Raw genomic sequence first — 20,483 nt, 5'->3', positions numbered from 1 at the left:
ATAATAGTCGTTATGACACAGGAAAGGAGTAGATTTTGTGTTAAAAAAGTTTTTTTCATTTTATAAACCACATAAACGATTATTCATCATCGATTTTAGTAGCGCTGTATTCGTTGCAATTTTAGAGCTTGCGTTTCCTGTTGCAGTTCAATGGTTTATTGATAAATTATTACCTACTGGTGATTGGAATATGATTGTAAAGATAAGTATCTTGCTATTGTTAGTTTATATGTTAAGTACTTTTCTCAATTATGTTGTAAGTTATTTAGGTCATAAACTAGGCATTAATATTGAAACAGACATGAGGCAGCAATTATTCAATCATGTACAACGACAATCGTTCCGTTTTTTTGATAACACGAAGACCGGTCATATTATGAGTAGAATTACGAATGACTTATTTGACATTGGCGAACTTGCTCACCATGGGCCAGAGGATTTATTCATCGCCATTATGACACTCATCGGTGCTTTTGCTATTATGTTCCATATCAATCCGGAGCTTGCACTTATTGCAATTATTATGGTGCCGTTCTTAGCGTTTGTTGCAACATATGGAAACATTATGATGAATAAAGCATGGAAAAACATGTACGGTAAAATTGCAGACGTTAATGCCCGAGTCGAAGACAGTGTGTCTGGTGTACGCGTTGTGCAATCATTTACAAACGAAAAGTTTGAAATTGCTCGCTTTCAAAAAGATAACGGACAATTCCGTATTGCCAAGCTAGTAGCTTATAAGGTAATGGCAGGAACACATTCGAGCATCTATATGATGACTCGCCTTGTGACATTGGTCGTGCTTGTAGTAGGAGCATGGTTTACAGTTAAAGGGAAACTATCAACAGGAGAGCTTGTGAGTTTTATTCTCTATGTTAATGTGTTAATAAAGCCGGTTGATAAAATAACAGCACTTCTTGAGTTATATCCTAAAGGGATGGCAGGATTTAAACGATTTTTGGAACTCATGGAGCAGGATCCTGATATACAAGATAGCCCAAATGCTCTAAATGTATCTCACTTAAATGGAAATATTGAATTCGAGAATGTTAACTTTAGATACGATGAGCACAAGTCTGTCTTAGAGGATATTAACTTATTAGTAAAAGCTGGTGAAACAGTTGCATTTGTAGGTCCATCAGGAGCCGGGAAAACGACTATCTGCTCACTCATCCCTCGTTTTTATGATGTAAATGCAGGTGCTATAACGATTGACGGATTAAATATAAGAGATGTGACAATGGAGTCATTACGTTCTCAAATTGGGATAGTGCAGCAAGATGTGTTTTTATTTACAGGTACTGTTCGTGAGAATATTGCATATGGTAAAAAAGACGCTTCCAAAGAAGAAATTCAAGATGCAGCGAAAAAAGCGCACTTAGAAGGTTTCATAGCGTCACTTCCAGATGGATACAATACACAAATTGGTGAACGCGGACTTAAATTATCTGGCGGACAAAAGCAGCGTTTAGCAATCGCTCGCATGTTCTTGAAAAATCCACCGATATTAATTTTGGACGAGGCCACTTCAGCTCTCGATACTGAAACAGAAAAGATCATTCAACAATCCTTAATGGAGCTTGCAGAAAATCGTACAACACTTATTATTGCTCACCGTTTAGCAACTATACGTGATGCAGATCGTGTAATAGTAGTCACAGAAGATGGAATCGCAGAAGATGGAACTTATAATGAATTAGTTGCGCAAGATGGCATTTTCGCTAGATTGCATAATATACAGTTTCAAGAAGTTTGATTAGTAAAAGCTGCTTCACATATTGTGTGAAGCAGCTTTTACTTTGTTTTAAATTTGTATTTCCCTCACTTGATGCTTAGTTTTCTCATTTAACGATTAGAAGCTTTCACGAATAATAAAAGACTATCCAAATAGTCGGAAGTACTTATCCTACCGTTTGAATAGTCCCTTTTAGTTATTGAACAAATATAAATTCTTGAAACCGATCATAATCAGCTTTTTTCAATTCCACTTTAACAAGCGTACCTTCTTCTTCATACGAAGTTGATTTCACTGATGCGTACTCATTTAAATAGGACACGATATCCCCTCTATCAAAAGGTACGAGCATGGAGCATTGTAGGTAATCGGAGAAAATATGCTTTTTAATGATTTCTAGCAGTTCATCTAGTCCTGCACCCTCTTTTGCAGAAATCCAAATATTTTTCCCTGCAACATGTGGGTACTTCATTTCTGCAAGATCTGATTTATTGTATACAAAAACAGTAGGAACATCTTCTACTCCAACAGCTAACAAGGTTTCATTTGTTACGTCCATCATGTATCGATGTTCGTCGTTCGAAACATCCACAACATGTAGAAGTAAATTTGCATCACGTGCTTCTTCTAAAGTTGAGCGGAAAGCTTTTACTAGATGATGCGGAAGCTTACTAACGAATCCAACTGTGTCGGTTAATAAAAACTCTTTTTGATCGGATAATTTTATTTGTCTAACAGAAGTTTCAAGGGTAGCGAAAAGCATGTCCTTTTCAAATACTTGCTTCGATTCTACTTGCCCAACTTTATTGAGAAATTGATTCATAATCGTCGATTTACCAGCATTCGTATACCCAACTAAAGAAACAACCGGAATAGCGTTTTTCTTACGCTGTTTACGTTGCGTTTCTCGTTGATATTTTACATGCTCGAGTTCACGTTTTAGTTTAGCAATTTGGTCTTCAATCTTACGTCTATCTAGTTCTAGCTTCGTTTCCCCTGCACCACGGTTTTTAAATCCGCCGCCTGTTCCTCCGCCTTGTCTGCCAAGTGATGCACGAAGTCCTACTAATCGAGGTAACATGTATTGAAGCTGAGCTAATTCTACTTGCATTTGTGCTTCGTTTGATTTTGCTCGTCGTGCGAAAATATCTAAAATAAGCATAGTTCGGTCTATAACTTTGCAATCTAAATCTCTTTCCAAATTTCGAATTTGAGATGGAGATAATTCGTCATTAAATATTATGAGGTTTGCACCTGCTTCCTCGTAGAAATTTTTAATTTCTTCTACTTTTCCAGTCCCAACATAATGGGATGAGGTAACTCTATTTAAATTTTGCGTAACTTCTCCAACAACTTCTACATTTAACGCTTCTGCTAAGTTGTGTAATTCCTCTAATCCATATTCAAAATGCTCATCATGTTGCAAATTGACTGCCACAACGATGGCCTTTTCTATTAATTCTTCCAAAATGCTTCCCCCTCTTAACAAAAGCAATAAGTTGCTTGTTCATATATAATAACTTCTTCTATAGCAGACCCACTAATATGAATACTTCTAAGTCGCTCTTTCGTTCCGTCCTCTAACCTTTTGAATACTAAATGAGTATTTGATAAAAGTAATGTCTGGTCATCATGTTCCTTTAAATCAAAGTACTTTTTCCACTTGTCCATTACTTCCCTTGGATTTACTACATGAAATTCACAAGCATTTATGGACAATTTTAGATTGCTTTCATCGATAGTACCCTCTTTTTGAAGTAAATTGTAGCGCTCGTTATCACTTTTTTCCCACTCTATAAAGAATGGAGTTGGAAGTGCTTCACTTACTTCCTCTTTTACAAAAAGCATTTTCCACTTACGCACTAAGCCACTTGTTAATTTTCTTTCAGCATGTAAAACTCCCGATGTTTCTATACCTTTTTCTTCAAGTTTCAAGCATAGTTCGTCAATTGATGAAGTCCTGATACATATTGTCCCAAAACCCGGCCCTGTTTTCAAATCATGTAGGAATAAATCGATTAATGGGTGATTGGATTTGGCTGCAACTTCTTCATGCTCTAATGCCAACCATTCAATATAGCTATTTTTTGTATATAGAAGAGCATTATATGTACCCCAGTGAGTATGCTGACCTCCAACTACTGCGTGGAATCTTTTTTCGTACCAATCCTCAGCTACCTCTTTTGGTGTTTTAGTTACATGATGAACAATATGATCTAAATACATGATTTACCTCATTTCATATTATGTATGATCTTTCCTGAAACAAAAAGAGGTGACGATGAAGAACTGCCACCTCTTTTGACAATTTCCCGGGAAATGTGTCGATTGCATATTATCCTTTCGACACAAACAAATCTGCCCTTTTGAATGTTAGTATCTTTCCTTTTATTCTATCACAAAATTCAGAGGAAATAGACTTTTCCTCTACCAATTGACAGATCTCTGGGACATGGTAAAATCCTAATTACTTTAGTACTTTGAAGCGTTGAATCGCGAAAGTAAAAGTTTAATAATAACCTAGGAGGAAATACTATGTTTCGTATTCGATCGACGATAACTCCTTCATTTATGGAGGCAGCATTACTAATTTTATCGATTATTACCATAATGGCAGTTTGTATTATCAAATTTGATGCCGTTCCCCATATGCCCATTTTGTTAGCCATTGTATTGCTTATCACGTATGGTCTATGTAAAAAAGTACCTTACAAAAAGTTAGAAGAAGGACTGGTTGAAGGCTCGAGTGCTGGGCTTGGAGCAATTTTCATATTTTTCTTTATTGGAATTTTAATTAGTAGCTGGATGATGAGCGGAACAATTCCAACGCTTATTTACTTAGGGTTTCAGTTTATCTCTCCTCACTTTTTCTATGCTATAGCATTTGTTGTGACATGTATTATTGGTTTATCAATCGGAAGTTCCTTAACAACGGTCGCAACAGTTGGGGTTGCATTTGTTGGAATGGCAAGCGCTTTGGATATTTCTTTAGCTATTACTACTGGGGCAATTGTTTCGGGTGCTTTTTTTGGCGATAAAATGTCACCTTTATCTGATACGACAAGTCTTGCATCAGCAATCGTACATGTAGATTTATTTGAACACATTCGTAATATGGGTTGGACTACAATCCCCGCATTCTTCATTTCGCTTGTTGGATACTGTATTTTGTCACCTAATAATGAAATACAAAATATTGATCAAATAAATACCTTTCAAGAAGGACTCTTGCAAACAGGATTGATCCATTGGTACACCCTACTACCACTTGCTTTACTCGTCTTCCTTTCTTTTAAAAAGGTATCTGCTATTATTGCACTTGCTTTAACTTCCATTGCCGGTATAATCGTTTCATATTTCCATCACCATTATGCCTTAGGAGAAGTGCTAAACATATTATTTAGCGGTTATACATCTCAAACAGGAATTGAAGTAGTTGATTCGCTGCTTACACGTGGTGGTATGAATAGTATGATGTTCACCATATCACTTGTAATACTTGCTTTAAGCATGGGTGGACTTTTATTCACACTTGGTATCGTGCAAAGTCTTCTGTTGAAAGTGGAGAGCTTATTAAAAAGTGTAGGGTCTGTCATTACTGCAGCTGCGTTTACTGCAATTGGAGTGAACACATTAATAGGTGAGCAATATTTATCCATTTTATTAACAGGAGAAACATTCCAAGCACAATTTCAAAAAGTTGGGTTAACAAATAAAAACTTAGCGCGTGTGATGGAAGATGCTGGTACAGTCGTTAATCCACTTGTACCTTGGAGTGTCTGTGGAATATTTATCACTAAAGTATTAGCAGTATCAACGATCGACTATTTGCCATTTGCATTTTTCTGCCTGCTTAGTCCGATACTTACTATATTGTTTGGTTGGACAGGAAAAACATTAACTTATGTTGAGAGGAAATAGATTCCGTTTATTGTATTTTCCAACTAACCTAGAATCTTGTAGTTGTGATACACTAATCCCATGTATCTTAAGAAAAAGAAGGCGGATTTTATGGAATTTCAAGAAATGAAAGAATATATAATCGAACAAGCTTTAAGTAAGCAATTAATTTCTGCAACGATTAGCCAACCACGTGCAAAATCTAATGAAATAAAGCGAGTAAAGCTAAAACCGATTGAAATAAAAAATATGTATCATATCCAAATAGAATATCAATACGAACGTGTTTTAAAACATGAGAATATTCCAATAGAAAACTTTGCAGAGTCATTGGAAAAGCTATTTGATCAATACCGTCAAATGCATGCAGATTTCATAACAGAAAAAGTACAAGTCCAGCTTTCCAAGAAAAACAAAGTTATGTGGAAATCGGAAAAAACTGCCTCTTCAAAAACAGTGAACTTATCTCATAATCGGAAAAAGAACTATCTTTTAGACGAAGATACACCTTATCCTTTTCTTATTCGTTTAGGTGTACAAACAGCTGAAGGTAAAGTAAAGAAGCAAAAGTATGATAAATTTAAGCAAATTAATCGTTTTGTGGAGTTTATTGACGATGCACTTGCTTACTTACCAAAAGGAAAACCTGTTCGAATTCTTGATTTCGGATCTGGGAAATCATATTTAACATTCGCACTTTATCATTATTTAAAAATCGAAAAGGGAATCGATATTCGTGTAACCGGACTTGATTTGAAAAAAGAAGTTATCGAGGAATGTGCGATGATTGCAAATGATTTAGGCTATGATCAGCTTGAATTTTTAGTTGGAGATATTAATGATTACAACGATGAAACAACTGTGGATATGGTAGTCACCCTGCACGCTTGCGATGTAGCGACAGATATGGCTCTTGCACGCGCAGTCAAATGGGGAGCAAGTGTAATATTAAGCGTTCCTTGCTGTCAGCACGAACTAAATGCCCAGCTAAATGCACCAGGGCTTGACATTATGTTGAAGCATGGACTTATTAAAGAACGTTTTGCAGCACTTGCAACTGATTCCATCCGAGCTGAAATTCTAAATTTGGTTGGCTATGAAGCACAACTAGTCGAATTTATCGACATGGAAAACACCCCAAAGAACATTTTGATACGTGCTTACAGAAATGGGAAAAAGCCAACAGCTGAACAATTCGAAAAGTATAATCATTTTAAACAAATGTTAAACGCAAATCCATTTTTGGAGAATGAACTAAAAGACTATTTATGATCACACAAGTGCCTGTTTCTTGCAATATTATTCATGTGAGAAACAGGCGTTTTTTATAAGTGACGTCTCGTCTAAATAGCCAAAAATAATTTTAGTTAATTATAATAGGAGTTGAACATATTGAGAGAACCAACTTTGAGAAAAGTAGCATATGGTGTAGCGATGGCTATTGCTATCATCCTAGTTCATTTTATCAATGCAAGAATATATGCAATGCCTCCGATTTTCGCACTATTTCTAGCAATTTTTATCACTTACCTATGTATTTCATTAATAAAAAAATCCGACAAATTCGATCAAAAAATTTCCAGAACGAAATATAATCTCTTAAACGCACTAGTTGTTCTCGTTCTCTTCATTGCTTATTATACAATCGCAAAATAAAGGTCGCCTCCTTGGTGGGACGACCTTTATTTTATACCTCTTGTCTCAAAGCTTGGATAACATCGATTTTCGTTGCTTTTCTTGCTGGTCTCCAACCAGAAACCATTGCTACTCCAATACTAATAACAGATGCGATAACTACAAGTTGCCAAGGTATTAACGAGAATTTGATTGATAAGTCTTGGAACTTGTCCTCACCTAGCGCTGCTCCAACAACCATCGGTAATATCCAGTTCGCTAGGAAACTTACAGCATATGAAATGATAACCGCAAGCACGGTACCAATAATACCGATCCATGCGCTTTCCATTAAGAACAAGCGTTGAATTAGTTTAGGACTAGCCCCAATTGCTTTCATAACACCAATTTCCCTCGTACGTTCAGTTACGGCCATCGTCATTGTATTAAATATACCAATCGATGAAATTAACACAGCAATTGTTCCTACAAATATTAAACCAATTTTAAATGCCATAAAAAAGACATCTAGTTGTTCTAATTGTTCTGAAACAGAATAGACGCTATATCCCATATTCTTTAACTCTTCTGTCACTGATTTCACGTGCTCCAAGCTAGAAGTATAAATCTTTGTTTGGGTATAAAATAAATCCGTGTTTTCTGCTCCTGTATTAGATACATACACATCTTGAAACTTATCTCTCCAAGATTCATCCAATAAAACATTTGTATCGACTATCCAATCCTTTGCTGGTTTTTCAGTTATCCCTACAATGGTAAAATTCCATTTCTCCGGAAACGCTTCTTCTGCATCATATGACTTAATTGCCATTGCAATTGTTTTACCGATTAAGGAATCCTCGAAGCCTCCCTTTGGCACGGTTGTTTCTTCCGTACTTTGGCTTTGCTCCATTTCTTTACGCTCAGCATCAGTTAATAAATTCTGCGCAAACTGATACCCTACAACAATTTCATTTGCTTTAGTAGGCATTCTTCCTTCTGACAACTTAAGATTCGACTTTTTTTCTTCCTCAAAACTCGTGAGTAGCATATTTGTTTCTATAGAACGATCTTCTATTTGAGAAAATGCAAGTGCATCCATGCGAGTTCTTTGGACGATTGCATTCACATGATCTATCGCTCTAATTTTAGGAATATCTAGTGATTCACCATCATTTTGATATACTTCCACTTCTGTAATCGCTTGATCTTCTAAGATTTCTTTACGCATTGTATCTTGTATACCAAACCCAATGGAAGCTAGAACGATTAAAAATGCGCAACCCATTGTTGCAGCAAGAACTGTCATGAATACACGTAGTTTATTCTTCTTAATATGTTGACGCACAAAGTCGATTTGGTCTTTAAATAACATATGTTGTATCCCCCTTCACTAGTTCGCCATCACGCATTCTAAATTTGCGATGTGCAATGCTAGCCACTTCCTCATCGTGGGTAATCATAACAAATGTGACACCTAGTGTTTGATTGAGATCTTGGATTAGTAATAAAATATCCTGTTCCGTTTCTGAATCTAAGCTCCCGGTTGGTTCATCTGCAAATAAGATTGGAGGATTTGTAATAAGCGCGCGAGCAATACTAACTCGCTGTTGTTGTCCACCTGATAGCTCATTCGGATAATGGTCGGATACTTCCTCTAGTCCTACTTTTTTCATTAGTTGCTTTACACTCACTTTTCTTTTTTTAGAAGCCATTCCTTTTAATTTCAATGGTAATTCCACGTTTTCGAATGCAGTTAATCCAGGCATCAATTGGAAGTTTTGAAAGATGAAGCCGAAATTGTTTAATCTAAAATGTGCTCTCTCTGTTTCATTCAAGTTGGCTGTTTCCTGTCCATTAACAGTGATAGAGCCATTTTCCGGGCTCATAAAACCGGCTATTGTATGTAGTAAAGTAGATTTACCAGAGCCACTTTTCCCTACAATCGCAACGATTTCACCTTTCTCTACTTCAAAAGACAAGCCTTTTAGTACAGGAACTTTCTTTTCCTTCCCTTTTTTCCCTATTAGAAATGTATGATTGAGGTTTTGTACTTGTATCATTTATTTTCTCCTTCCGTTTTGCTACTTACACAGTGTACCGATTGTTTCTTAACATTTAGGAAGGATAATAATGAAGATTTTCTTAAGAAAAGCGCAAGCGTCCTTTAAGTGCAACTTGTTCTTCACTAATTCCTGAGTGCTTTGGACGAAACATTGGCTACACTATTACCGTAAGATTTATGGATCGTGAAGTGACTGCGTCATTTCATGATCCATTTTTTAGGTAATCTTGTGGCAAATGTTTGTCCGTCGCCCTCTTGAATTATTTGAAGTTAAGGTGCTTTTACTTTAGATAATGAGAGATAAGAAGCTTTCCTATTCTTTTAAAAGCGGACGAAGATACAATTTCGTCCGCGACTTCGCTACTTTATTAATCGATACTCCTATTTTTCTCTAAGTCTAGATGACATTTAAATCCTATGATTCCTACGTTTACTTAAACTAATTCTTTCCTATTAGCTATAGCTGGGCTAAATCTTCTTTTTAGGTACTACTCACTTAATGGATTGTAGTGAAAGGTGGCGACTCCAGCGGGATGAGTGAGACAGATGAGACATCACAACGAACGCGTAAGCGGCGCCCCCGCGGAAAGCGTCCACCTGGAACGGAAATCCACGATATTGTTTAATTCTTTTAAGTACTAGGAACACTCGATTTATGGTAGCGCTAAGTCATATACATTCTTATTCTTTAAGAAAAGCGCAAACGTCCTTTAAGTGCATCTTGTCTTCACTGTTTCCAGAGTGCTTTGGACGAAACATCGGCTGACGAGTAACCGCAGGAGCGAGGGAAGCGGCTTGATGTTTGCGTCCGCCTGCAGCCAAATTCAACCTTTTAATTGCCAAAAAAATTTATATACTTTCTGTAAGAAATAAAGTTTTTCAGTTTAATCAAACTTTCCGCAACAGTCGTCCGTCTAATGATTAATACGTAATCGCGATACGGAAAAAAGGAGTATAACTATGTCATGACGAAAAAAGAAAAATTTCAACTAGTTGAAAACTATATAGTAGAAAATCAACATGCACATTACCGCTTAGCATTTAGCTATGTAAAGAACAAAGATTCTGCTCTAGACATTATTCAAGAAAGTATTATGAAGGCCCTGCGCTCCATTGATTCCCTTGAGGAAATTCACTATTTAAAAACATGGTTTTACCGAATTCTAATTAACACGTCGATTGACTTTATTCATAAAAATAAACGAGTAATTGCTGTAGAAGATAATGTATTGGATTTTCATCTCCCAGCGCATGAAAACGAAATTCCGGATATCGATTTGTATGAGGCAATTGACCTTTTAACAGCAGAACATAAAACGATTATTATTCTTCGCTTTTTTGAAGATATGAAAATTGACGACATTGCAACAAACCTTGGAGAAAACACAAATACGATTAAAACAAGACTATACGCTGCACTAAGAAAATTACGATCAAATATGGAAGAGAAGGTGGATGTATGAGTAAATTAAACGAATCTAAGAAACAATATGACGAAATCGAAATTCCAGAAGAGTTGTCACAAATAGTCCAAGACTCAATTCGAGCAGCAAAAAGAAAGCATCAGAAAAATAAACCATTCAAACAGTGGGGAATTGGAGTAGCAGCAGCGGCAACGTTATTTATTACAAGCGTGAATATAAGTCCTGCATTAGCACAATCTCTTGCCACTGTCCCTGTCCTTGGTTCAATTGTTCAAGTTGTAACTTTACAAGAAATTCAAGTTGCTAAAGACACTTATAATGCAGAGTTAAAAACACCAGGTGTAACTGGATTCAAAAATAAAGAACTAGAAAAAACGTTAAATGAAAAATACATTGCAGAAAACGAAGCTCTGTATGAAAGCTTTCAAAAAGATATGAAAGAGTTAGAGGCGGAAGGTGGAGGCCATCTAGGAGTAGCTTCTACGTATGAAGTAGTGACAGATACAGATGATATTCTATCAATTAGCCGTTATAATGTGAACACGGTAGGCTCATCTTCAACCACGATGCGTACCGATACGATTGATAAGAAAAATGAAATTCTGATTACATTACCAAGTTTATTTAAAGATGATCAATATATAGAAGCCATTTCTACCTACATCAAAGGAGAAATGATTAAGCAAATGAAGGCGGATGAAAATATTATTTACTGGGTTGGGAGTGAAGCTGAATTTGAATCATTTGAGGCAATTCGTCCTGATCAAACATTCTCCATTACAGCAGATCATAAGCTAACTATTTCTTTCGATAAATACGAAGTGGCTCCAGGTTATATGGGCGTCCTTACGTTTGAAATTCCAACAAAAGTTATTCAAGATTTGTTAGTAAGTAATGCATATATAAAATGACCTCGACATTTCGAGGTCATTTTTTTATTATGCTCGGTCAAGCATTCGTTGAAGGGATAAACGTGCCTCTATTGCAGTTTGTTCTTCAACTTTAATAATGTTACCACCCTCACCTTGAACGATCATATCCAATGCCCATAAAAGATGTGGTAAGTCGATTCGATTCATGGTCATACACGGGCACATATTCGGATTTAGTGAAATAATTTCTTTATCTGGGTGCTCAGCAATAATTCGCTTAACTAAATTCATCTCTGTTCCAATTGCCCAAGAAGAGCCAGCTGGAGCATTTTGGATAACATCAATAATATATTTCGTCGATCCACTATCATCCGAAGCAGCTACCACTTCACGACTACATTCTGGATGAACAATAATATTCATATGTGGCTTTGTCTCTCGAATATGACGAACATTTTCTACTGTGAAGCCTTCATGGACTGAACAATGGCCTTTCCATAAAATAACCTTTACTTCTGATAGGTTCCCTTTATATTCTAGTTCATTTTTAATGGGATTCCATACAGCCATTTGCTCTAAAGGAACACCGAGATCATAGGCAGTGTTACGTCCTAAATGTTGGTCAGGCAAAAATAATAATCGTTCCTTTTGTGTAAGTGCCCATTTCACCATCTGTTTAGCGTTGGAAGATGTCACACATGCACCGCCGTAGTGCCCTGTAAAAGCTTTAATAGCAGCTGTAGAATTCACATACGTCAATGGGATAATCGTGTCACCAAAAATCGCTTGGAGTTCAGCCCAAGCTTCTTCGGTTTGATAAATATTTGCCATGTCAGCCATCGAACAACCTGCTCGCATATCTGGTAAATAAACCTTTTGTTCCTCATTTGTCAGCATATCGGCAGTTTCTGCCATGAAATGCACACCACAAAAAACGATATGCTCTGCTTCACGATTTGCAGCGGCAATTTGAGCAAGCTGCAAAGAATCACCAGTTACATCAGCAAATTGAATAACTTCATCCTTTTGATAATGATGGCCAGGAATAAATAGCTTGGTGCCAAGGCTGCGCTTTATATCATGTACTCGCTGCTCCATCTCTTCACGTGATAAATGACGATATTCATCTGGAAGCATCGATTTTGTTTGAAATAAATCAGTTATCATTTCAATCTACTCCTTTCAATTCAACAAGCGCACTAATATCCAACGCTTTTACGGTATGTGTTAATGCACCAAGTGAAATCCATTGAACTCCCGTTTCCGCGTATGCTCGAATATTGGTAAGTGTAATCCCACCAGATGCTTCAGTTGCTATATGGGAAGGTACGAGTGAAAGCCATTCTTTAATTTCTTCTGGTGTACGGTTATCAAACATAATAATATCTGCTCCAGCCTCAATCGCTTCGATTAACTGTTCCTTCGATTCAATCTCTACTTCAATTTTCACAGTATGACCAATCGAAGCACGAGCTTTTGCAACTGCTTCTTTAATGCTACCTGCAAAGGAGATATGATTATCTTTTAACATAATAGCGTCATATAACCCATTTCGATGATTAAAAGCACCGCCAGTTCGCACAGCATATTTTTCAAGCATACGGAGTCCAGGAGTTGTTTTACGTGTATCACAAATGCGTGCAGATGTTCCCGAAGTTTCCTTTACTGCATTTGCAGCTGCGGTAGCAATGCCGCTCATACGTTGTACTAAATTGAGAATAACTCGCTCTCCTGAAAGTAAAGTATGCAAACGTCCTTCTATTTTCGCTAATGGGTCTCCTTTTTTTACTAATTCACCATCTTTTTTTAATAAAGAAACATTTGTTTCCTCATCCAATACTTTGAAACCATATTTAATGACGTCGCCGCCGCAAAAAATGCCGTCCTCTTTTGCGTAAAAAGTAAAGGTTCCTTCCTCGTCCTGTGGAAATATTCTTTCGCTTGAAAGATCTCCATCTCCAATATCTTCTATATAAAATTGCTTAAGCATAGACTCCAGTTTGATGTGGTTCATGTAGCTCGCTCCTTATATATACATTTCCTTGCTGTATCAAAATCCAACGTTCAGCCCATTCTGGATTTATTTCTTTAAAATCTGTTCTTATATGTGCTCCCCTAGACTCTGTCCTCATGAGTGCTGAACGAGCAATGAGTGAAGCGACAATATGCATAAAGTATAATTCTGTTTCGTCTATTGTCATTAAATCTAAACTTTGATGCAGTGTCTGATCCACAAACGAAAGCTTTTGTGCTAGCAAACTCAAAGTCTCTCCATCTCTTACTATTCCTGCATAAGCCATCATATCTTGTCGCAATTGGTGTTTTTCTGAATAAGGCCATCTATTAGCAAGTGGTTCTGTATTGGTTAATACTTTTGTTGAGTATTTTACTGGACCCTGTTCACAAATGTAGGATGCCATGTTTTTACCAAACGTAATACCTTCTAATAATGAATTACTTGCTAGCCTATTTGCTCCGTGAACACCTGTGCAAGCTACTTCTCCTACTGCATATAGACCTGGAATAGAAGTTCTTCCGCAGCTATCCGCCACGACTCCCCCCATTAAAAAGTGACTTCCTGGCGCAATTGGAATATAGCCTTTCTGAATTGAAATATGATGTTCACGGCATAAAGCTGTAATCGTTGGAAACTTTATTTCAAAATGCTCAATTGCTGAAACATCGAGGAATACCTGTTTTCCCATTGCCCGTCTTTTATACATTTCATAGGCTGTTATATGTCGAGGAGCTAAATCTGATAAAGGATGTAGACCGTGCATAATCGGATGATTTTGTTCATCGACGAATATACCTCCTTCTCCTCTAACAGCTTCGGAAACTAGTCCTTTCGCTTCCCCGTTAACAAATAATAGACTTGGGTGAAATTGTACAAATTCCATATCCGCCACTGCGGCTCCTGCACGATAAGCAAGCGCTATCCCATCTCCCAAATTATTCGGTCGATTGGAAGTAATTGGATATAGAGCACCTGCTCCACCAGAAGCAATAACGATATGTGAAGCAAAAAAAGTTGTTATTTGCCCATCTGTACTTTTTGTTTTTACCCCTATACAGCGACCTTCTATGTTGACAATTAACTCATATGCCAACTCATAGTCGTGTATGGTCACTCTTGGAGGAAGTTGCAACAGCAAATGATCTACTAATGCCCTCCCACTTGCATCTCCTCCACTATGAACGATTCGATGACTACTATGGGCGCCCTCCATACCAAGTTTGATAGTCCCGTCTATGTTTCGATCTACTGGAAGTCCTTCTTTTATTAATGCATGGACGCTTTCCTTCCCGTCTTTCACAAGAGAATCAACTACTTTTAGGTGATGATGGTGTACACCAGCCTCCAATGTGTCTTGAATATGGGTTTCAATATGATCATTTTCATCCATCACTACTGCAATTCCGCCTTGCGCATAATAGGAACTACTACTTGTAACTTCAGATTTAGTGAGAATATGCACAGACATTTGTCTCCCGATAAACTTTGCAGCTTGCAAAGCCGCGACTCCGCTACCAATAATGATAACGTCCGTGGTAACTTTCATCCTTCCGCCTTCTTTACAGTTGTCTTGACACCTATCTTTACATAAAACTATACTTATGACAAGAGATTTATAGCAATAAAATAACTAATGCCAAGCAGGAAAATCATACAAAATGGAGGAACATGGAATGAATTATTTGGACTATGCAGCTTCTATGCCAATGACAGAAAATGCTCTTGCTACTTATTTACAAGCAGCTACCTATTTTACTGCTAACCCTTCAAGTCCACACGACGCAGGAAACAAGGCTGCTTTATTAGTAGAACAGTCACGTCAAAAGATTGCCCAATCTGCACATGTTAATCCGGATGGGGTGTATTTTACTGGGAGCGGAACAGAAGGCAATTTAATTGCCATTATGAGCATAGCAAGAGCATTAGCAAATCGTGGCAAAGGTAAGCATATTATTACATCTATGGCTGAGCATACATCTGTTCATGCGGCAATGAATAGTTTAGAAATAGAAGGGTTCAAGGTTACAAGGTTACCTTTCACCGAAGAAGGAATTGTTTCATTAACAGCAATAAAAGAAGCCATAACAGAAGATACAATTTTACTTTCCATCCAGCATGTTAATCCCGAGATTGGTTCGATACAACCAATTGAAGCAATTGCACAGATAACCAAGCAATACGGAGTACGTTTTCATGTTGATTGCGTTCAGTCTTTTGGCAAATTACCTTTAGATACCTTTTCAAATGATGTAGATGCAATGACCTTTTCCGCACATAAAATCGGAGGACCTAAGGGATGTGGGGCCATTTATATAAATCCTCGTTGCCCCGTTCAGCCGCTATTTCCTGGTCTGACTCATGAGAAAAGCTTAAGAGGTGGAACTATTGATACCCCAGCAATAGCAGCTTTTGCAGTTGCCTTACAACATGAGCAAGAAGAACAAATAATTGACCGGCATTGGACTTTTCGTAGACGTATGCAAGAAGCATTTAGAGGAACAAATTGCACATTTGTCGAGGCACCCTCGCAATTTCAATTTCCCAGCGTTTGCGGAATGCGTATTTTAGGAATGGAAGGTCAGCTTGTTATGCTGAAGCTAAATGAATTAGGAATTTACATTTCTACCGGGAGCGCTTGTGACGTAAATAGCGCATCTGGTACTAAGGCAATTTTGGCAATGGGATATGATATAGATGAAGCAAGACAGTTCTTCCGTATTTCTTTTGGACCAAGTACATCAGAGGAGAATATTGAACATTTAATCCAAGCCCTTCTACAAATTACAGAGGATTCTAATCATTAAGAGAAGTCGGGTAAGAAAAGCGCCAGCGCCCTTTTAGCATTTTGTTCTTCACTAATTCCAGAGTGATTTGGTCGAAACATTTGCTCCTGCGGTTACGCGTCGCAAAAAAGGTTTTGGCTACACTATTACCGTTAATAGCATCTCTTATTCAACAACCATTAAAAGATTGAATAATCACTACGTTTACTTAAACTAATTCTATCCTCTTAGCGATCAATGGGCTACAGCTTCTTGTTATGTACTACTCACTTATTGGATTGTAGTGAAAGGTGGCGACTCCTGCGGGATGAGTGAGACAGATTAGCCATCACAACGAACGCGTAGCGGCGGTGATGGCTCATCGCTCACCCCGCGGAACGCGTCCACCTGAAACGGAAATTCACGGTATTGTTTAATTATTTCAAGTACTAGGAACACTGGATTTATGGTAGTGCTACGTCATATACTTTCTTATTTTGTAATAAAAACGCAAGCATCTTTTTTAAGTTCAACTTGTCTTTACCATTTCCTGAGTGATTTGGAAGAAACATTAGCTACATCATTACCGTTAGAGTAATGAATCGTGAAGTGACTTTGTCTTCACGATCCATTTTTTCTGTAATTTTGTAGTGAATGTTTGTCTGTCGCCCTCTTGGAACTTGTGTGAACAGTATGCGTTTAGTTTGAATAACTAGAGAATGATACTTTAAGGTGAAGTAATTTTTGAAAATATTTTTCCTTTCTTTGTAAAAAAAAGCTCCTTCTCATTTTAAAATGAAAAGGAGCTGTATTAATTTTTATGAAGGCATTGGTGTATCAGTTGGAGCAGCATAGCCATCACTATAAGCTTTATCGATAGCATTACGAATTTCGATAAATGATTTTCCTTCTTGTACCATTTGAATAGACATTACGGCAGTCTCTAAACATGTAGTACAACGAGTTCCATGATCATCCCAAACAACTTCTCCACCTTCTTTTATATCATGCACGAAACAGTTAAAGTTGCTCACATGACCTGCACTATCTCCGCAACCACAGTAGCAAGGCATCCATTTTAACACATCATTTGCTTTTGCCGCTGCTTGGTAAACAATTTTCATATCTTCGGATTGACTGTCTAAAAATGTAGGCAAAACGTCAGCGGATGCTGTTGTCTCTTGTAAATCACCATTAGCTAAATGAGCGATATGATTTTCATGGTCTTCTTGTTTTTCTTGAGAACCTTTTTGACCACAAGCAGAAAGCACTAATAAAGCACTAAACAATAGAAATAATAACTTTTTCATTTTATAAACTTCCTCTTCAGATTAGATCATTTTTTCAGGTCGTACGATTTCATCAAATTTTTCAGCTGTTAGTAAATTAAGTCCTATCGCTGCTTCTTTTAATGTTGAACCGTTTTTATGTGCATATTTTGCTATTTTCGCTGCATTCTCATAACCGATATAAGGATTTAATGCTGTAACAAGCATAAGTGAATTGTTCACATGATGTTGAATTGTTTCCAGATTAGGCTCAATTCCAATCGCACAGTTATTGTTAAAGCTAATAATTGCATCACTTATTAATCCAACAGACTGAAGGAAATTATGAATAATTACAGGTTTGAAAACATTTAGTTGATAATTCCCCTGGCTTGCTGCAAAACTAATGGTAGTATCATTCCCCATTACTTGCGCAACAACCATTGTCATTGCTTCACTTTGTGTAGGGTTTACTTTACCAGGCATAATGGAACTTCCTGGTTCATTTTCGGGGATAGTAATCTCCCCTATTCCAGATCTAGGTCCACTTGCAAGTAATCGAACATCATTTGCGATTTTCATTAAATCTGCCGCAAGTGCCTTCACAGCACCATGCACATATACAACATCATCATAGCTTGTTAAGGAATGAAACTTATTTTTTGCAGAAGTGAATACTATTCCTAAAGCTTTGGAAATTTCAGCTGCAACCAAATCGCCGAATCCTTTTGGAGCGTTTAGACCCGTCCCTACTGCGGTTCCACCAATTGCTAACTCTTTCATATCTTGCACACTTTGCAAGATCATTTTCGATGACTTTTCTAACATTCTATGCCATCCACTGAATTCTTGCCCAAGTGAAAGAGGTGTTGCATCTTGTAAGTGTGTACGGCCAATTTTCACGATATCCATGAATTGTTCTGATTTCTTCCCAATCGTTTCTTTTAAAACATCAATTGCTGGTAAAAGCCGTTGTTCTACTGCAAGTACTCCTGCAATATGTAATGCTGTTGGAAATGTATCATTCGAGCTCTGTGATTTATTTACATCATCATTTGGATGAAGACGTTCTTCACTGCCTTTTTGTTCAAGAATTTGATTACCACGATGGGCAATAACTTCATTCACATTCATATTCGATTGTGTACCACTACCCGTTTGCCAGACGACTAATGGAAAATGCGCATCTAGTTTGCCAGCTAGTATTTCGTCAGCGGCAGCGATAATTGCATCTTTTTTATCTTCGGATAAGTTGCCAAGAGAATGACTAACAATTGCTGCTGATTTTTTTAATAGGGCTAATCCATGAACAACACCAATCGGCATTTTTTCATTACCAATTTTAAAGTTTTCTTTCGATCTTTGTGTTTGTGCTCCCCAAAGACTATCTTGTGGAACTTTAATTTCTCCCATAGAATCATGCTCAATACGAAAAGACATTTTTCTCCACTCCTTTTCATTGCCACTCGTTATTTCTTTCATTCAACTTTATCTAAATTAATCTACCCCAGTGGGATTAAACTACATACCAACTTTTAAAGTATTTCTTCTCTCATTATTCCATGTGGATATTCTTTTCTATCATATCGCTCGTGATGCACTTCTACAATTAAAGCGACTTCGCACTATAATCTTTGGTTCTTGATAATTTTTCATTCATATTCTATAAATTCAATGGAAAGCTCTAACAATTAAATCCACTCAAATTGTTTATTCTTTAATATTTCGATAAAAGCATCTACTACTACAGGATTAAACTGTGTACCTTTGCCTTTTCCAAGTTCTTTAATAGCTTCTTCTATAGATAGTGCCTTTTTATACACTCTATCGGTGGTCATTGCATCAAAAGCATCAACAACTGAAACAATGGAAGCTTCTAATGTGATTTCATCGCCTTTAAGCCCAAAAGGATATCCCTTCCCGTCATACCTTTCATGATGCTGCTCTACAATAAAAGCACTATCTTCCAGCCATTTTATAGAATGCTTTCTCATAATATCTGCACCTAGGGTCGTATGGGATTTCATGATTTCCCATTCCTCTGCAGTTAACTTCCCGGACTTATTTAATATTTCAATTGGTATGTCACGCTTTCCTATATCATGAAAATAAGCACCCCATCTAAGTCTACTCAGACTTTCTACTGGTAGTTTTAGATAGTTCCAAACTTCTAATGAATAATCTTTAATACGGTTACAATGCATATAAGTATAGCCGTCAACTGCTTCAATTGCGTCCGCCTCTTTTTGTAAAAGTTTCGTTTCAAAAAAATTCTGTTCAAACTTTTCAGAGTTCATTTTTATAAGGATATCCGCTTCTGTTTTCCCATAAAACGAAATAATATTTTCATATTTGGAAGCATCGATTGTTTCACCAATTTCTATTACACGTCTTTTTCCCTCGTATTCCATTTCCACAATTCCGTTGAGAAGTGTATAGGCTTCTATCGTCTGATTATTATCTCCCATATCGTATTTCACCCAAAAAGTTCTGTTTTTATACAATGTAAAAAGGGCATTCGACAAACCATCCCATCTTCCAAGCAATACAACGTCTGCATATCCTAAACGAAGCACAGGATATCCATTTTGATCATAATTACGGTAAGATTGAGATTTTGGTTTATTCATACTATACCTCCATAGGATTATTTTGTAGAAAAATGACGAATTAACAGTATATTTTATTATAACAAGTAGTCAAAATTTTTACACTAGTACAATACATAAGAAAAGAATAATTGATTCTTATAATAAAAATTGGGCAAACAGACGCCCAGTCCTTTCAAGAAGAGTAACATATGAATGCCTCCTGATTTCCTCTACG

Annotated in this window: 17 protein-coding genes; 7 read left to right on the top strand and 10 right to left on the bottom strand. The window is 37.0% G+C overall.

Going from position 1 to position 20,483, the window contains the following annotated elements:
- The first annotated feature begins 37 nt into the window (after nucleotides 1–37).
- Nucleotides 38–1,756: an ABC transporter ATP-binding protein gene (locus ACFVR1_RS08820; RefSeq protein ID WP_387583094.1), complete on the top strand. Its 1,719-nt coding sequence runs from the start codon at nucleotides 38–40 to the stop codon at nucleotides 1,754–1,756.
- 175 nt (nucleotides 1,757–1,931) lie between these two features.
- Here the strand turns inward: ACFVR1_RS08820 and hflX are convergent, their stop codons facing one another.
- Nucleotides 1,932–3,203, bottom strand: coding sequence for a GTPase HflX (gene hflX / locus ACFVR1_RS08815; protein ID WP_387583091.1), 1,272 nt, complete (start codon nucleotides 3,201–3,203; stop codon nucleotides 1,932–1,934).
- A 14-nt stretch (nucleotides 3,204–3,217) separates the two neighbouring features.
- Nucleotides 3,218–3,961, bottom strand: a complete 744-nt coding sequence (locus ACFVR1_RS08810; RefSeq protein ID WP_387583088.1) for a VOC family protein — start codon at nucleotides 3,959–3,961, stop codon at nucleotides 3,218–3,220.
- 309 nt (nucleotides 3,962–4,270) lie between these two features.
- On the opposite strand from ACFVR1_RS08810, the gene nhaC reads away from it, so the two are divergent.
- From nhaC to ACFVR1_RS08795, 3 genes are all read left to right on the top strand, one after another.
- Nucleotides 4,271–5,656 carry a Na+/H+ antiporter NhaC gene (gene nhaC / locus ACFVR1_RS08805; protein ID WP_387583085.1) on the top strand — a complete coding sequence of 462 codons (1,386 nt, stop codon included), beginning with the start codon at nucleotides 4,271–4,273 and terminating at the stop codon, nucleotides 5,654–5,656.
- 90 nt (nucleotides 5,657–5,746) lie between these two features.
- The gene (locus ACFVR1_RS08800; RefSeq protein ID WP_387583083.1) at nucleotides 5,747–6,907 is read left to right on the top strand and encodes a class I SAM-dependent methyltransferase; all 1,161 of its coding nucleotides are present in this window, start codon (nucleotides 5,747–5,749) and stop codon (nucleotides 6,905–6,907) included.
- A 120-nt stretch (nucleotides 6,908–7,027) separates the two neighbouring features.
- Nucleotides 7,028–7,291: a hypothetical protein gene (locus tag ACFVR1_RS08795; RefSeq protein ID WP_387583080.1), complete on the top strand. Its 264-nt coding sequence runs from the start codon at nucleotides 7,028–7,030 to the stop codon at nucleotides 7,289–7,291.
- Nucleotides 7,292–7,322: 31 nt separating this feature from the next.
- Here ACFVR1_RS08795 and ACFVR1_RS08790 read toward each other — a convergent pair whose 3' ends face one another.
- Complete coding sequence (locus ACFVR1_RS08790) at nucleotides 7,323–8,624, bottom strand: ABC transporter permease (RefSeq protein ID WP_387583077.1); 1,302 nt, start codon at nucleotides 8,622–8,624, stop codon at nucleotides 7,323–7,325.
- Entirely contained in the window at nucleotides 8,614–9,312 is a 699-nt protein-coding gene (locus tag ACFVR1_RS08785; RefSeq protein WP_387583074.1) for an ABC transporter ATP-binding protein, read from the bottom strand. Before ACFVR1_RS08785 ends, ACFVR1_RS08790 begins: the two co-directional genes overlap by 11 nt.
- Nucleotides 9,313–10,279: 967 nt before the next feature.
- Here ACFVR1_RS08785 and ACFVR1_RS08780 point away from each other — a divergent pair.
- Both ACFVR1_RS08780 and rsiV read left to right on the top strand, forming a co-directional pair.
- A complete protein-coding gene (locus ACFVR1_RS08780) occupies nucleotides 10,280–10,777 on the top strand; it encodes an RNA polymerase sigma factor SigV (protein ID WP_387583071.1) in 498 nt (165 codons plus the stop codon).
- Nucleotides 10,774–11,649 carry an anti-sigma-V factor RsiV gene (gene rsiV / locus ACFVR1_RS08775; protein ID WP_387583069.1) on the top strand — a complete coding sequence of 292 codons (876 nt, stop codon included), beginning with the start codon at nucleotides 10,774–10,776 and terminating at the stop codon, nucleotides 11,647–11,649. The genes ACFVR1_RS08780 and rsiV overlap by 4 nt, the downstream gene beginning before the upstream one ends.
- 27 nt (nucleotides 11,650–11,676) lie before the next feature.
- Here the strand turns inward: rsiV and nadA are convergent, their stop codons facing one another.
- Genes nadA through nadB form a run of 3 tightly spaced genes read right to left on the bottom strand, consistent with a single transcriptional unit; the run spans nucleotide 11,677 to nucleotide 15,173 of the window.
- Entirely contained in the window at nucleotides 11,677–12,783 is a 1,107-nt protein-coding gene (nadA, locus tag ACFVR1_RS08770) for a quinolinate synthase NadA (RefSeq protein WP_387583309.1), read from the bottom strand.
- Entirely contained in the window at nucleotides 12,779–13,624 is an 846-nt protein-coding gene (gene nadC / locus ACFVR1_RS08765) for a carboxylating nicotinate-nucleotide diphosphorylase (protein ID WP_387583067.1), read from the bottom strand. Before nadC ends, nadA begins: the two co-directional genes overlap by 5 nt.
- Nucleotides 13,593–15,173, bottom strand: a complete 1,581-nt coding sequence (gene nadB / locus ACFVR1_RS08760) for an L-aspartate oxidase (protein WP_387583065.1) — start codon at nucleotides 15,171–15,173, stop codon at nucleotides 13,593–13,595. The genes nadC and nadB overlap by 32 nt, the downstream gene beginning before the upstream one ends.
- A 127-nt stretch (nucleotides 15,174–15,300) precedes the next feature.
- Here nadB and ACFVR1_RS08755 point away from each other — a divergent pair, with 127 nt between their 5' ends.
- Nucleotides 15,301–16,431, top strand: a complete 1,131-nt coding sequence (locus tag ACFVR1_RS08755) for a cysteine desulfurase family protein (protein ID WP_387583063.1) — start codon at nucleotides 15,301–15,303, stop codon at nucleotides 16,429–16,431.
- Between the two features lie 776 nt (nucleotides 16,432–17,207).
- Here the strand turns inward: ACFVR1_RS08755 and ACFVR1_RS08750 are convergent.
- From ACFVR1_RS08750 to ACFVR1_RS08740, 3 genes are all read right to left on the bottom strand, one after another.
- On the bottom strand, nucleotides 17,208–17,699 hold the full coding sequence (locus ACFVR1_RS08750; protein ID WP_387583060.1) for a PCYCGC motif-containing (lipo)protein: 492 nt from the start codon (nucleotides 17,697–17,699) through the stop codon (nucleotides 17,208–17,210).
- A 21-nt stretch (nucleotides 17,700–17,720) separates the two neighbouring features.
- Entirely contained in the window at nucleotides 17,721–19,097 is a 1,377-nt protein-coding gene (gene fumC, locus ACFVR1_RS08745; protein WP_387583058.1) for a class II fumarate hydratase, read from the bottom strand.
- A gap of 251 nt (nucleotides 19,098–19,348) precedes the next feature.
- Nucleotides 19,349–20,287, bottom strand: a complete 939-nt coding sequence (locus ACFVR1_RS08740) for an HD-GYP domain-containing protein (protein ID WP_387583056.1) — start codon at nucleotides 20,285–20,287, stop codon at nucleotides 19,349–19,351.
- Nucleotides 20,288–20,483: the final 196 nt, after the last annotated feature.

Origin of the sequence: Psychrobacillus sp. NPDC058041 (assembly GCF_042885655.1) — a bacterium.
In the GTDB taxonomy this organism is placed as follows: domain Bacteria; phylum Bacillota; class Bacilli; order Bacillales_A; family Planococcaceae; genus Psychrobacillus.
This window is presented reverse-complemented; position numbering and strand designations above follow the sequence as displayed.

What these genes read in the sequence shown, in the direction of transcription:
- ACFVR1_RS08740 (WP_387583056.1), bottom strand. Translation starts at nt 20,287, where the DNA reads ATGAATAAACCAAAATCTCAATCTTACCGTAATTATGATCAAAATGGA.
- ACFVR1_RS08800 (WP_387583083.1), top strand. Translation starts at nt 5,747, where the DNA reads ATGGAATTTCAAGAAATGAAAGAATATATAATCGAACAAGCTTTAAGT.
- fumC (WP_387583058.1), bottom strand. Translation starts at nt 19,097, where the DNA reads ATGTCTTTTCGTATTGAGCATGATTCTATGGGAGAAATTAAAGTTCCA.
- ACFVR1_RS08810 (WP_387583088.1), bottom strand. Translation starts at nt 3,961, where the DNA reads ATGTATTTAGATCATATTGTTCATCATGTAACTAAAACACCAAAAGAG.
- ACFVR1_RS08790 (WP_387583077.1), bottom strand. Translation starts at nt 8,624, where the DNA reads ATGTTATTTAAAGACCAAATCGACTTTGTGCGTCAACATATTAAGAAG.
- ACFVR1_RS08785 (WP_387583074.1), bottom strand. Translation starts at nt 9,312, where the DNA reads ATGATACAAGTACAAAACCTCAATCATACATTTCTAATAGGGAAAAAA.
- nadC (WP_387583067.1), bottom strand. Translation starts at nt 13,624, where the DNA reads ATGAACCACATCAAACTGGAGTCTATGCTTAAGCAATTTTATATAGAA.
- nadB (WP_387583065.1), bottom strand. Translation starts at nt 15,173, where the DNA reads ATGAAAGTTACCACGGACGTTATCATTATTGGTAGCGGAGTCGCGGCT.
- ACFVR1_RS08780 (WP_387583071.1), top strand. Translation starts at nt 10,280, where the DNA reads ATGACGAAAAAAGAAAAATTTCAACTAGTTGAAAACTATATAGTAGAA.
- ACFVR1_RS08755 (WP_387583063.1), top strand. Translation starts at nt 15,301, where the DNA reads ATGAATTATTTGGACTATGCAGCTTCTATGCCAATGACAGAAAATGCT.
- nhaC (WP_387583085.1), top strand. Translation starts at nt 4,271, where the DNA reads ATGTTTCGTATTCGATCGACGATAACTCCTTCATTTATGGAGGCAGCA.
- ACFVR1_RS08750 (WP_387583060.1), bottom strand. Translation starts at nt 17,699, where the DNA reads ATGAAAAAGTTATTATTTCTATTGTTTAGTGCTTTATTAGTGCTTTCT.
- rsiV (WP_387583069.1), top strand. Translation starts at nt 10,774, where the DNA reads ATGAGTAAATTAAACGAATCTAAGAAACAATATGACGAAATCGAAATT.